Raw genomic sequence first — 12,256 nt, 5'->3', positions numbered from 1 at the left:
TAATGAGAATGCATATGCATCAAGTTTGATTTTCAATTTGATAGCGTTCAATCAAAATAGGAATGATACTTTGTGAAGAATACTGCTCCGAGATGGTCTTAATGGCCTTTTTGCGAATAAGCGATTGGGTATAGGTGCTCATGGTTATCCAATGGTTGAGCTTGTCTATCAAATTGAGAATATCTGGCGCAATAAATCCATTACTGCCATCTTCAATAAGATCATGTAATCGGCCGACTTTTAGGCTGAATACCACAATTCCTCTCGACATCGCTTCTAATGCCGCCATTGGGAGGCCTTCATAGCGAGAAGAGATAATCAATACGCCAATATTGTTCCATACCGCGTTCATGTTGTGTTGATGCCCATGAAACACAACATTACCGGGCGCTTGTTGGGCGAGGTCTTTTCCTTCAGGACCGTCGCCGTAAATAGAAAACTGACGATCAGGAAAATGCCTCGCGATGTCGATAAAGCGATCCGCGCCTTTTTCATGGCTCAATCGACCAACGAATGCGATTTCTTTGTAGCTGCTGTTTTGTGCAGGAAGTGAAACAAAGTTGTTCAATAGCTCGGTTTTTATCGGCAGTTTATTTTGAATACTTTGGCTAACCGCAAAACAATGATCGGACAAACGACCGCTATAACGATCAAGCCAATCGTAAAACCACACTTTTCCCGTTGGTGTTTCGCCGGCATGGTAGGTAGAAATAAGACGAGGGAAGGTACGTGTAAACAGTTCGGCGCTGCGCGCAAGTAAGCTCGCTTTGTAGCCGTGAGTGTGGATAACGCTTGGTTGATGCTCTGCAACCGCAATGGTAAGTCGTTTTACCGCAATGACAGAATGTGTGTCATTATTCTTGGGGCAAAGTTGGTGTAAGTAGCTTACGGGAACATCGGAATCGGCCAACCTAGAAACAAGCGATGCTGGTGGGTTGTACTCAACCACCAATACCACTCTAACGTGGACATGAAATGCTTGTAATCCTTTGGCAAGCTCAAGGACGTGACTTTCTATGCCACCAAAAATTCGGCTATCGAGTAAAATCCAAACCTCGCCAGCGACAGGTATCTCACGATTGTTCGAGATTAGCCTCATCCGCTTCCCACGCTTGTTTTTTACGATAAACAGTAGATGGACTCAGCTCTAACATTACCGCGGCGTTGAGTACGTTACCATCGCAGTAGGCTATCGCATTTTGAATTGCTTCCCGTTCCACCTTCCACATCGGTCGAATGGTGCCATCCGTATTAAAGTACGGCGACGCGACTTGTGCAGAAGCACTCATTGGTATCGGTTCGGGTCTGGTTACCGGTTCTTGAGGCAGCATATCGGTAGCGATATGTTCAACGGGCTGTATTGGAGAAGGCTTAGCAACGGTGGTCGGTGCGGGTTCTACGGGCTGCGTAATTACACGTGCTTTTGATGGCTTGCGAGTTAGCTGCGCGGGTAGATGCGCGACGGTGACTTTGTCTTCATTGTTTAACACCACGATGTTACGGATGATGTTTTGCAATTGACGAACATTCCCCGGCCAGTCGTAATGTTTGATCACGTACTGTGCTTCATTATCGATATTGTTGAACTTCTTTTTGTCCTGCTTGGAGTAGGTGGTCAGAAAATGCTTAGCAAGAGTGACAATGTCACTACCTCGCTCTCTGAGTGGCGGCATATCAATAGGTACAACATGGACGCGATAGTATAAATCTTCGCGGAAGCGGCCTTCTTCGACTTCCGTAAGTGGGTCGCGGTTTGTCGCACAGATGATGCGAACATCCACTTTCATTTCTTTGGTCGCGCCAAGTGGCGTGTAAGTGCCTGTTTGTAGAAAACGGAGCAGCTTTTTCTGCATTTCCAATTCCATCTCACACAGTTCATCTAGGAAGAGGGTTCCACCATGAGCAACGGTTGCTGCACCTTTCCTATCTGTTGTCGCACCAGTAAATGCGCCTTTAACGTGACCAAAAATTTCGCTTTCCATTAAATCTCGTGGAATCGCACCACAGTTGATGGCAATAAAGGGTTTATCACGACGATCACTTTGACGATGGATTGCTTCGGCACAGACTTCTTTACCAGTACCACTCTCACCAACGATAAATACACTAGCAGAGGTTGGAGCGACAGCATCAATGGTTTTGTAGACGGCTTGCATTGGCAAACTAGAACCGATGAATCCATGGTAATTGTGTCGGTCGAAGGTAGATTGAATGTTTTCTACTAAGTTTTCTAACTTGGCACGTTTAAGGTGAAGTGCAACAGAGGTCTTGAGTCGGTCTGCATTGATGGGCTTTTCAAGAAAGTCTTCCGCACCTTTTTGAATTAAACCTACCGCAATGTCTACGCTGCCATGTGCGGTTGCAATGATGACTGAAGTTGGAATTTCATTCTCATTGACCCAATCAAGAACGTCTTCCCCGGACATATCGGGTAATTTTAAATCGAGAATGATGAGTTGCGGTTTACTTCTCTCAATGAATTGGATGGCCTCACGTCCAGTTTCTACGTGAAAGATGTCGTAAGGTTCGTCCTTGACATACTGTTTGTATAGTATGGCTAGTGAGGTAGAGTCTTCTACCAATAACACCCTTGGTCTCATAGTCCTTTCCCAACTTTTATTCGCTTTCCGTTAAAACCTTTAATCAGTACTGACACTGTATTGGTTCTAACGTTGCTTTGTCAGCTTGTGAGTCAGTTCGCGAGAATGAATAGTTGTCGTACTCTCAAGCAGATAGCTTCTTTTCTATTCTCATTTTGAGAATCGTTATATTTAAGTATTAGCACAGGTTGGGAGTCTTGCAGAAAATTCTTTATTTTTTAGCTAATTAAATAAATCAATATATACCCAAGCGTGTTGAAGTTACCTAGGTATAGACCTTAATCCTCAAATCCTTGCTCCTTTCTCTGATTCAAGGCAATAAAGGAATTTTCGGCGAGTTGCGGCAATGATTGGCATAGGAGTAGGGCTTGTTGAGTTTCACCTTCCACGCAGTGTTTCTCAATGGTTCTCGCATGTCGAGAAAGGGTACGGTTCCCTAGAGCAAGTGCGGAGCTGCCTAGAGTGTGCACCTCAAACTCTAGGGTGTTGATATTGCAGGTTTCTAATGCTTGTTTGATCTTTTCTACCCGTTCGCGAGACTCCTCGATGTAGTGCTCAATGAGTGTGGGCATTATCTCAGCGCACGTATCTTTGATCATTTGTTGAAGAATCAATTCATCGACCAATTCAGGCTCTACGGCCACATCTGTGTGATTGTTCATTGGATACGCTCCCTATAAGGTAAATAATTCGCTGTCTTTAATCTGTTGCGATATTTTTGCTTTTAACTTGTCTGGCAAAAAGCGCAGCTTTTTTACCTGACGAATCAATTCGTCTTTTAAGCCTGCATTGTGCTTCATGTTTAATACCGCCCCAAGTAGGTTGGCGTTACTGTTCTCTAATAGTTTTTTTGCTTGGTCAATTTGTGTAGCTGTGGTCGAACCGTAACTGGCGACTAATATGCTCGCATCACAGACGCCTGCAACCACTTGAGCGGGGATGTTATTACGATTTAAGCTCAATAATGGTGAGGTGTCGATGACGACACGATCATATTGGTCCAACCAAGTCTCAATGACTTTTTTAAGCATGGTTGGATCGCGATAAGCGAGTTGCGTGCTGGCCATCGATGGGGCCGTTAAGCCGACTAAGGTCTGATGATCTTCTTCTCTTGCGATGAGCTGTCCGATGCCGTCTTGCTCAGGAAATTGATGCACCGTATTGTATGCAGGCTTGAACAAGTTCAAATCCACGTAAAGTGTGTTATGCCCTGCAAGAATCAAACGTTCGGCCAAAGCGGAAGCCACGGATGTCACGCCGTCTTCGGATTGACAAGCGACGATACATAGGGAGCGATGGCCTTTTAATTCGCCCTGTAAGTAGATTTGTTCGATTTCAGCATGAGTCGCAGGAATAGTCATTACAGCGCTCCTATTAACACAATGGTGGTCGTGATTTGCAAAAGGTCACGTAAGCCAGCCCGTGCTTTCTCTGCAAAACTCTCATCTTTGTGTGGAATATAGATAGTGTCGCCCGCGCGAATAACCGGAAGGTCATAAATGTTAGCGGTTTTACTAAACTCGGTTAGGTCGAATGTACGAGCTTGGCCTTGGCAACAAGACATGTTGACCACGCTAATTTTTTCTACGTAAGCGTTATCACTTGGTCCTCCGGCTTCTGCCAATAGGTCAAGGATTGTCATATTGTCATTAAATACGTAACGACCTGGGTCTCTCACTTCGCCCAACACTCGTACGGTCGATTCTTTTGAGCGGTCAAGCCAGTTCTTATTCTTCTCAGGGATGTAGATGGTGTCGCCCGGGCGAACATCCGGCAAGATGTTTTCATCACCGGTTTCAAAATACATCGATAGGTTTAATTTGCTGACTTTAGCGTAACCAAGACCACGGTGCGTTACTCGAATATTATGAATATCGGCATCTTTCGTTGGGCCGTCAGCCGCAGAAAGAATGTCGAGAAAGTGCATCTCGTTGGTAAAACGGTAGCGGCCTGGAGAGTTGATTTGTCCAAAAACATAAATAGACGCATCTGAACTTTGGCTAACCCATTGTGATTTGTTGTCTGTTGGATCATCTGGCAGGGCATGAATTCGAACCACGGTTCCTGCAGATACGCTCGGTAACTTAGAGGTTGGTGAACCTTGTAGGATGTACTTGTCCAAATCAAACTGAGTCATCTTACTGTTATTCGCCACTTCTATTTTGCTGGTGTCTGCGCGGCGAGTTGGGCCGCCAACATGGGCGAGTAGGTCAATCAAATCCATTTCATTGGACCATTCGATTCGACCTGGACGAACCACTTCCCCCATCACTGCGACAGCTCGGCTTGGTGCGACTTTCAACCATGATTTTTCATTCATATCGGTTTTCTCAGGTACGAAAATAGCGTCTCCTGAGGATATTGCAGGCGGTCTCGCAGAAGTGAGCCCCTCTGTGTGTGCCGTAAGGTCGAATTTGATCACTTGTCCGTTCGCTTTAATCACACGGATTTGGCGGGATTCAGCAAAACGAGTAGGGCCGCCAGCGTTGGCGAGAATGTCCATAAAGCTCGCGCCTTTTTTGCCTTCAAATGCTCCAGGGTTTGCGACTTCACCCATAACATAAACAACATTGGCACCCGCTTTTATCTCTTCCTCTTGTTTAGGCACAAAGATTGTTGCCCCTGGTAAGATGTCTGGTAGTAAGTTGGAATCACCTGAGTCTAGGTAGCGCTTTAGGTTAAAAATCACTGGTGTATTGTTGGTGATCACACGGATTTGTTCGACACTCGCGAAGCGCGTAACACCACCCGCTCGCATCACAACGTCGACGAGTGTTGTGTTTGGCTTGTATGTGAATGAGCCGGGTGCGTTCACCTCACCAAACACTTTGATAGCTTTCGTTTCATCTGCACTGTCGCCAGAGTTGGCCAGTTTAGCAGCGTCAAATTCTTGCTCTATGTTACCAACGAGAGGAGAGGCAGGGACGAAGAGAACATCCAGAGATTCAAGCGTCGGCAGTTGGGTGTCATCACCAGTATCAAGGAAGCGTTTGTAATCGAATTCGATGTTCTTGTTACCGCGCTTGACGATGATTTTATCCAACTGCGCACCAGCACGGAGTCCACCGGCTTCGTATAGGAACATTTGAATGTTAGAGCCGGCTTGTAAAGTGTATTCTCCGGGTTTGACCACATAGCCTTGAACGGATATGAGTAGTTGCTGCTGCTTGATGAAAACGCGCGCGTTGTTCACGTCTCGATAAACGGATTTCAGGTTTTCGATAATCACATCTTGAAGTTGCTTTTCATTATATCCAGCTACAAATACAGGTCCGATTTCCGGTAGGCTGATGCGACCTCGTTTATCGACTTGGAAGCCTTTGTTTAGTGAGGCTTCTCCTGGAAGGTTGATTTGGACTAAATCACCGACTTTAACGACATCGTCTTCCGCAGCCCAACTCGCATTTATGTTGACCATGCAAAGTAACAAAAGGGCGACAATCGATTTGAGGATGCTCATAGCGTGTCTCCCATTTCTGTTGTGCTGTCAGAATTTGAGTTGAGTACTTCAATGCTTACTCGACGGTTGGTCAAGCGAACCGCTGGTGTTTGTCCTTCGTAGAGTGGGAGCTTTTCACCCACGGATTTTGTTTGCACGCGGTCAGAGGTGATACCGAAGACATTGAGGTATCGTTTTACTTGTTCTGCACGTTCTTGTGCGAGCTTTTGGTTGTATTCCGGTTCGCCAGTAACGTCGGCATGACCGGTTACCACTAAGGAGAGAGAAGGGTGCTCTCGTAAAATGTAAGCCGCTTCCGCAAGGTGTCCCATGTACTTTGGATTGATTTCGGCAGAATCGACGGCGAACTGATTATCGATATTGAGCAGGTCATAGACGTCAGCGACGATGTTCAAGTCGCTGCGCAGAGCTTCAATGTCTTGCGGCGGCGAGCATGTGGTTTGAGAGAGCACGTAATCAAGTTGTTGTTCTAGTTGGCTCAATCGACGACGCTGAATCACAATATCGTTTGCAGCATCAAGTAAAAGCCCGCCCTCGAGTTCTCTTGCGATTCGATTTTGCTTTTCTAATGCTTGCACTACGGCAGCAGGGAAACACCATCTTGCGCCTTCATCAATTAAGGCATCTAAATGAAGTTTTGTGAGTTGCCAATCGAAGCGAAGCCCATGCTCTGGGCCAAGAGGCTCATCAGGCATAACCGGTGAAAACTGATAATTCTCGATAGAAATATCTCGGTAACTTTCCGCCATGCCGCCCTGACCATGATCGGGGTAGCTAAACGCTGAGCAACCAACAACGCCGACAACGAGACCGCTCATTACACTTTGTCGTATTAGATTCACCATGCCAACCTCCGTATTAACCGGTGTTTTTAGTGGCCTTTTGAATTGACGGGAATCGCATGATTGATACGTAACAGGCTCATTATCTCTAACGGTTGTCCCGATACGTTTTCGATTATCATACTGCGTTCACGTTCAACTAGGCGCTTATATAAATAAACAATGGCACCAATCCCTGAGGAATCAAGAAATTGGACGTGTTTGAGGTTGATTTCGACTTCCTTGTGATCATCGCTGTGAATTACCTCATCAATATGATGCTGAGCTTGACGACAGCCTTTTGCGTCTAAATCACCAAAAAATTCGATGGTCAATGTGTTTTGGTCGGTTTCCAATTTTCGCAGTTCCATAGTGCATTCTCCGTTAACAAACTGTCTGCTTGGTATAGAGCACGGAACATGCCAAGAATAAAAGTTCATAAAAACATACAGTTACTTATGCAAGTTCTTGGTTTTTATATTGAGAATTAAGGCGATTTCATTTTGAGAATCAAAAACGCATACAGGTCGAGGAATTTATAAATGCTATTTCGATCTGAACTTTATGTGCTTGTTTGCATTTGCTTGCTTATGAGTGTTGCTGTAGATCGTAGAATGCAAAATGTTGAGTAGGTGAATTGATCGACTTACGGTTCAATGGAGATGCTTTTTTGTACAAGGTCCCCGCATGCCATTAAGAATGACATTGATTGCCCTCGCTGTAATTGCTTCTGCTCAGCCACAAGCTGATCCTAATTTACTTCCACCTGTCTCTTTAGCTGAATCATACCAAGATGGTATCGATGTCTCTCAGTATTGGTATAGCGAGAAACTGGATGGGATTCGAGCGTATTGGACCGGTCAACATCTCGTTACACGCAACGGCAACCGCATTTACGCGCCAGAGTGGTTTACCAAGGTATTGCCAGATTACCCTTTGGATGGCGAGTTATGGGCTGGTCGAGGAAATTTCCATCTTGTTCAACAAACAGTATTGGATAAAACGCCAGTAGAAGGCGCATGGCGACGAATCGATTTTATGGTTTTCGATATGCCGTATTCTGCGGGTGATTATCAAAAGCGCTACTACAACATTCAAGATCTGGTGTTTACGATTGACGCCCCTCATATTAAATACGTTGAGCATCGTGCAATTCAAGATGAGAAACATTTGTTCACGCAATTGGACCGAATTTCGCAATCTGACGGCGAAGGTGTGATGTTGCGAAAGGTATCAAGCCGATACCAAGCGGGTAGAGGTAGTGATTTACTCAAACTTAAGCGTTATGAAGATGCAGAGGCCTTAGTATTGGGCTACAAACCAGGAACTGGTCGTTTATTGGGTATGATGGGCGCCTTGTTGGTTAGGTTGGCAGACGGCACCGAGTTTTACATTGGTAGCGGCTTTACCGATGACGTTCGAAAAACTCCTCCTCGAATAGGATCTACCATTACGTTTCGCTACAACGGTTTTACCCATAATGGCAAACCAAGATTTGCCCGATTTTTAAGAGAACGGGCTTCACAATAAATCTAAATAACGGCGTATAAACGGCTTGAGCTAACTATTTCCGATTTTCACACCACAACGTTTAAATAGATTTTTCCAAAATTGCACATGTTTCATTGTTTCCTCACGAAACTGATCGTGTGCTTTTTCTATTCCATAGTTTGCACCATGAGCTTGCATTCTCTTTTCAACAAGGGAAAGTCCCCCGTCGAGTTGCTGATAGGTACTGTCGACGTATGCCATGTAAGGTTGAACTTCTGCAACATAAATTGTTTGGAAGACGTTTCTCAAGTAACGAAATTGAGTGGTATCACGGTTGGCACCACAAATGATTTTGTCTTGGTTTGCTTCGAGCATGTGTGTGGTTTGTTCTAACCAATGAGTCGCATCGAGCAAAGTGTAATAGAGTCGACCAACGAGACGTGTTTTTTCGATCTCTTCTTGGTAGTTCACAATGGTCACATCGGGCAAGCGAGAAAGGGCACGATACGGTGTTTGGTACATTTCATCCAAAGCAAGGAAAGCATCTCGTACGTGTGCAACTTGGTCTTTGCTTTCCAACGGTAACCATTCAGATCCTGTTAGCTGTTTGCGCATGGCATCGCTAGTCAGCAACATATTGTCGAGATGCACTGTTAGATGGTGCCACTTCTGGTCGTACAAACCGTTCAGCTTTGTATTTTCTTCATCACTCAATGGGTAATCACTCATGCAGCCATTCAGTGTTCTCAGCAGGTTGGTTTGATAATCAAAGTCGTAAAAGGCGTCTTGAACTTTACCCAGTTGAGAGTTTTTTTCTGCTAGTAAGTTAAACAAACCACATTGACGCAGTTGGTAGCTTTCGAGTAAGCCAAGTGATAGACGAGGGAGCTCTTGAAACAGTTCTCTTTTATCAGGAATAGTGACAGCGGGAGAGGCTTCTAACTCCGACTCCGACGTATCTAACACGTTGGCTAGGCGTTGATTGTATTTTTCGAATACCGCTTTCTCTGGGTTAAACCAGTCGTTGCACCCACTGAGTAAGGTTGTCGGTAGTACAAGCGCCGCAGCAACAAGGGAGCTTCTTACAAGGGAACTTCTCACAGCATTTCCTTTTTAATCACTTAGATAAGTATACCGCTTAACGAATATGAGAGATCAAAAAAGCCAGCGAGTGCTGGCTTTAAAATTTGGCGGGTTGAAGTTCGAGTTATTGTTGAGAGAAATTCAACTGAACTTCCGGCTCTTGATGGTGCATCCAACGCAAACGAATACCCAATAGGAAAGCCGCTGAAGATAGGCCTATGATGAAGCCCAACCAAAAGCCTTGTGCGCCCATAGGTTCAACAATCCAATCTGTGCGGCCAAGAATGTAACCAATTGGAAGTCCCAATAACCAGTACGCAACAAAGGTACGGTTGAAGATTGCACGCATGTCTTTATAGCCACGTAGTGCACCAGCAGCGATAACTTGAACCGCATCAGTGCATTGGTAGATTGCAGCAAACAGCAATAGCACCATTGCTAGTTCGATAACTTCTGGGTTATTCGTGTAAAGCAAAGCGATTTGCTCACGGAACAGAACCGTAAGAATCGCGGTCATCATTGCTAACGCTAAACCGACCATGACGCCAACACGAGAAGCGACGCGTGCGCCATCGACGTTTTCTTCCCCAAGACGGTGACCAACACGAATACTGACTGCGGCACCCACACTCATTGGCAGCATAAACACCAATGAAGAGAAGTTAATGGCGACTTGGTGCGCGGCAACAATGATTGAACCTAATGGAGAGACCAAAAGCGCGACCACTGCAAACAATGTCACTTCAAAGAACAATGCAGCGGCAACAGGGAAGCCGAGCTTAAACAGACGAATCTGAGCTTTCAGCTGTGGTTTATGAAATTCGCCAAACAGATTAATGCTTTTTAGACGAGCAGACGTAGTCACATAAAGGAAAAGCAGCCCAAACATCACCCAATAAACGATGGCGGTTGCGACGCCACAACCAACACCACCAAGGGCTGGCATACCAAACTTACCGTAAACGAAAATCCAGTTTAATGGGATGTTCAACATTAGGCCGATGAAACCAATCACCATGGCGGGCTTGGTTAGCGACATGCCATCAGTAAAGCTGCGTAACGTTTGGAACAATAAGAAAGCGGGTACCGCAAAAATAACCGCGTGGATGTAACCAACGGTTTTCTCTGTCATCGCTGCTTCTACATTCATCAATCCAAGTATGAACTTAGTTTGGAACAAAACGCCGATAATAGGGATGCTGATCAACAATGCCAAAACGATGCCTTGTTGGATCTCAAAAGGAATTTTTACTCGACGGCCAGAACCATTTAATTGAGCGACAACAGGTACAAGGGCCATCAATAAGCCAACGCCAAATAAAATTGACGGTAACCAAATACTTGCTGCAACAGATACCGCAGCCATGTCAGTAGCACTGACGCCACCAGCCATGACGGTATCGACAAACCCCATCCCGGTTTGTGCGACAGAAGCGATCAACACAGGGGTCGCCAGTTTAATAAGACTCGATGCTTCTTCTTTATAGCGATGCACGAAATACTCCAGAGCGGAACAATAAGTTGAAAATGAAATAAGTTGAAAAGATAGGGAGTACTCGAGGACAAAAGATGTGATGAACTGATCTGATGGTTGATTTTAGTCACTATAAGGTGAAAAAATGCCTCGGAGGAACTCCGCGCAGATGATAAACAATTGTATGCCCAGATGCCATACCCACAAGATAGGGATTTTTGGTTAATTGATAGACAATGGTAAAAACAGCTTGCGAATGTTCGTTCTGGCTATCAGTCGCTTCTAACAAATAGGTAAAGAGAATGTTTACAGGAATAGTTCAGGGTACGGCTAAAGTCGTTCAAATCGAAAAAAAAGAGCGCTTTCAAACTCACGTTATCGAACTTGGAGGCTCGTTAAGCGAAGGGCTAGAGATTGGAGCCTCGGTCGCACACAATGGTTGTTGTTTAACCGTCACCAAAATTGAAGGAACGCACATTAGTTTCGATCTAATGCAAGCGACCTTAGCTCTTACAAACCTAGGTGAATTGATAGAAGGCGACAGCGTAAATATTGAGCGAGCAGCCAAATTTGGTGATGAGATTGGTGGTCACAGTATGTCGGGGCACATCAGTTTAATGGGCGAAATTGTTGATGTGATTGATACGCCAAATAACCGCACCATTTGGTTTACACTGCCGCAAGAATCTATGAAATATGTACTGGCTAAAGGGTACATCGGTTTGGACGGTTGCTCACTGACCATCGGCGAAGTCGAAGAGAATCGATTCTCGGTGCATTTGATTCCAGAAACCCTGCAAAGAACCTTGTTTGGTGCGCGCCAGGTTGGAGAGAAAATAAACATTGAATTTGACCCGCAAACTCAAGCCATCGTCGATACGGTTGAACGTGTATTAGCAGCAAAGCAGTTGTAAGGCGTTTACTTATGACCGGAAACAAGAAAGGAGCTTAACCGCTCCTTTTTATATTTTGTGTCGATGTTTACTTCATGTAGATGATTACTCGGGGGGATTAAAGCTCTCTATTCGTAGTTATCGTCAATGAACAGTTCTACCTTTTCGTGCATCTCATCCACTTTCATGTTGAGGTGGATGGCGTGGCAGCACGCAGGGCAGTCGTCATAAAACTCTTGGTTACCATTACTTGCATCTAAAGTGATACCGATAGAGTGCCCACAGTGAGGGCATTTAACATGTCTTTCAGTGTAATTTTGCATACAAAAACTCCTAGTATTGCAGGGCTTTTAATACTTTGGTGTCTCGAAAATTCAGCCCTTGAACACTCGTCTTCTCTCTGGTGCAGAGATTCAAATTAAGTCGAGTTACTT

Annotated in this window: 12 protein-coding genes; 2 read left to right on the top strand and 10 right to left on the bottom strand. The window is 45.0% G+C overall.

Annotated elements, in window-relative coordinates:
* Nucleotides 1-19: 19 nt before the first annotated feature.
* The 7 genes from ITG12_RS03305 to ITG12_RS03275 all read right to left on the bottom strand — a co-directional run bounded on the left by ITG12_RS03305 (nucleotide 20) and on the right by ITG12_RS03275 (nucleotide 7,252).
* Complete coding sequence (locus tag ITG12_RS03305; RefSeq protein ID WP_038874988.1) at nucleotides 20-1,099, bottom strand: glycosyltransferase family 4 protein; 1,080 nt, start codon at nucleotides 1,097-1,099, stop codon at nucleotides 20-22.
* Nucleotides 1,074-2,600 carry a sigma-54 dependent transcriptional regulator gene (locus ITG12_RS03300; protein WP_038874989.1) on the bottom strand — a complete coding sequence of 509 codons (1,527 nt, stop codon included), beginning with the start codon at nucleotides 2,598-2,600 and terminating at the stop codon, nucleotides 1,074-1,076. Before ITG12_RS03300 ends, ITG12_RS03305 begins: the two co-directional genes overlap by 26 nt.
* Nucleotides 2,601-2,878: 278 nt before the next feature.
* The gene (locus ITG12_RS03295) at nucleotides 2,879-3,262 is read right to left on the bottom strand and encodes an Hpt domain-containing protein (RefSeq protein WP_038874991.1); all 384 of its coding nucleotides are present in this window, start codon (nucleotides 3,260-3,262) and stop codon (nucleotides 2,879-2,881) included.
* 12 nt (nucleotides 3,263-3,274) lie between these two features.
* On the bottom strand, nucleotides 3,275-3,961 hold the full coding sequence (locus tag ITG12_RS03290; RefSeq protein WP_038874993.1) for a CpsD/CapB family tyrosine-protein kinase: 687 nt from the start codon (nucleotides 3,959-3,961) through the stop codon (nucleotides 3,275-3,277).
* Complete coding sequence (locus ITG12_RS03285) at nucleotides 3,961-6,060, bottom strand: SLBB domain-containing protein (RefSeq protein ID WP_038874996.1); 2,100 nt, start codon at nucleotides 6,058-6,060, stop codon at nucleotides 3,961-3,963. The genes ITG12_RS03290 and ITG12_RS03285 overlap by 1 nt, the downstream gene beginning before the upstream one ends.
* A complete protein-coding gene (locus ITG12_RS03280; protein WP_038874997.1) occupies nucleotides 6,057-6,905 on the bottom strand; it encodes an OmpA family protein in 849 nt (282 codons plus the stop codon). The genes ITG12_RS03285 and ITG12_RS03280 overlap by 4 nt, the downstream gene beginning before the upstream one ends.
* Before the next feature lie 26 nt (nucleotides 6,906-6,931).
* The gene (locus ITG12_RS03275; RefSeq protein WP_038872685.1) at nucleotides 6,932-7,252 is read right to left on the bottom strand and encodes an STAS domain-containing protein; all 321 of its coding nucleotides are present in this window, start codon (nucleotides 7,250-7,252) and stop codon (nucleotides 6,932-6,934) included.
* 316 nt (nucleotides 7,253-7,568) lie between these two features.
* On the opposite strand from ITG12_RS03275, the gene ITG12_RS03270 reads away from it, so the two are divergent.
* Nucleotides 7,569-8,411, top strand: coding sequence for a DNA ligase (locus ITG12_RS03270; protein ID WP_038874999.1), 843 nt, complete (start codon nucleotides 7,569-7,571; stop codon nucleotides 8,409-8,411).
* 30 nt (nucleotides 8,412-8,441) lie between these two features.
* Here the strand turns inward: ITG12_RS03270 and ITG12_RS03265 are convergent, their stop codons facing one another.
* Both ITG12_RS03265 and ITG12_RS03260 read right to left on the bottom strand, forming a co-directional pair.
* Nucleotides 8,442-9,473: a DUF3080 domain-containing protein gene (locus ITG12_RS03265; RefSeq protein ID WP_038875001.1), complete on the bottom strand. Its 1,032-nt coding sequence runs from the start codon at nucleotides 9,471-9,473 to the stop codon at nucleotides 8,442-8,444.
* 106 nt (nucleotides 9,474-9,579) lie between these two features.
* Nucleotides 9,580-10,950 carry an MATE family efflux transporter gene (locus ITG12_RS03260; RefSeq protein WP_038875003.1) on the bottom strand — a complete coding sequence of 457 codons (1,371 nt, stop codon included), beginning with the start codon at nucleotides 10,948-10,950 and terminating at the stop codon, nucleotides 9,580-9,582.
* A 281-nt stretch (nucleotides 10,951-11,231) separates the two neighbouring features.
* Here ITG12_RS03260 and ITG12_RS03255 point away from each other — a divergent pair, with 281 nt between their 5' ends.
* Nucleotides 11,232-11,843, top strand: a complete 612-nt coding sequence (locus ITG12_RS03255) for a riboflavin synthase (RefSeq protein ID WP_038875005.1) — start codon at nucleotides 11,232-11,234, stop codon at nucleotides 11,841-11,843.
* A gap of 107 nt (nucleotides 11,844-11,950) precedes the next feature.
* Here ITG12_RS03255 and ITG12_RS03250 read toward each other — a convergent pair whose 3' ends face one another.
* The gene (locus tag ITG12_RS03250) at nucleotides 11,951-12,145 is read right to left on the bottom strand and encodes a CPXCG motif-containing cysteine-rich protein (RefSeq protein ID WP_038872701.1); all 195 of its coding nucleotides are present in this window, start codon (nucleotides 12,143-12,145) and stop codon (nucleotides 11,951-11,953) included.
* Nucleotides 12,146-12,256 lie beyond the last annotated feature (111 nt).

The organism is Vibrio sp. ED002 (genome assembly GCF_023277445.1).
Classification (GTDB): Bacteria; Pseudomonadota; Gammaproteobacteria; order Enterobacterales; family Vibrionaceae; genus Vibrio; species Vibrio jasicida.
This window is presented reverse-complemented; position numbering and strand designations above follow the sequence as displayed.

Excerpts from the sequence above, each read along its gene's own strand:
- ITG12_RS03305 (WP_038874988.1), bottom strand. The coding sequence starts at position 1,099 with ATGAGGCTAATCTCGAACAATCGTGAGATACCTGTCGCTGGCGAGGTT.
- ITG12_RS03300 (WP_038874989.1), bottom strand. The coding sequence starts at position 2,600 with ATGAGACCAAGGGTGTTATTGGTAGAAGACTCTACCTCACTAGCCATA.
- ITG12_RS03295 (WP_038874991.1), bottom strand. The coding sequence starts at position 3,262 with ATGAACAATCACACAGATGTGGCCGTAGAGCCTGAATTGGTCGATGAA.
- ITG12_RS03290 (WP_038874993.1), bottom strand. The coding sequence starts at position 3,961 with ATGACTATTCCTGCGACTCATGCTGAAATCGAACAAATCTACTTACAG.
- ITG12_RS03285 (WP_038874996.1), bottom strand. The coding sequence starts at position 6,060 with ATGAGCATCCTCAAATCGATTGTCGCCCTTTTGTTACTTTGCATGGTC.
- ITG12_RS03280 (WP_038874997.1), bottom strand. The coding sequence starts at position 6,905 with ATGGTGAATCTAATACGACAAAGTGTAATGAGCGGTCTCGTTGTCGGC.
- ITG12_RS03275 (WP_038872685.1), bottom strand. The coding sequence starts at position 7,252 with ATGGAACTGCGAAAATTGGAAACCGACCAAAACACATTGACCATCGAA.
- ITG12_RS03270 (WP_038874999.1), top strand. The coding sequence starts at position 7,569 with ATGCCATTAAGAATGACATTGATTGCCCTCGCTGTAATTGCTTCTGCT.
- ITG12_RS03255 (WP_038875005.1), top strand. The coding sequence starts at position 11,232 with ATGTTTACAGGAATAGTTCAGGGTACGGCTAAAGTCGTTCAAATCGAA.
- ITG12_RS03250 (WP_038872701.1), bottom strand. The coding sequence starts at position 12,145 with ATGCAAAATTACACTGAAAGACATGTTAAATGCCCTCACTGTGGGCAC.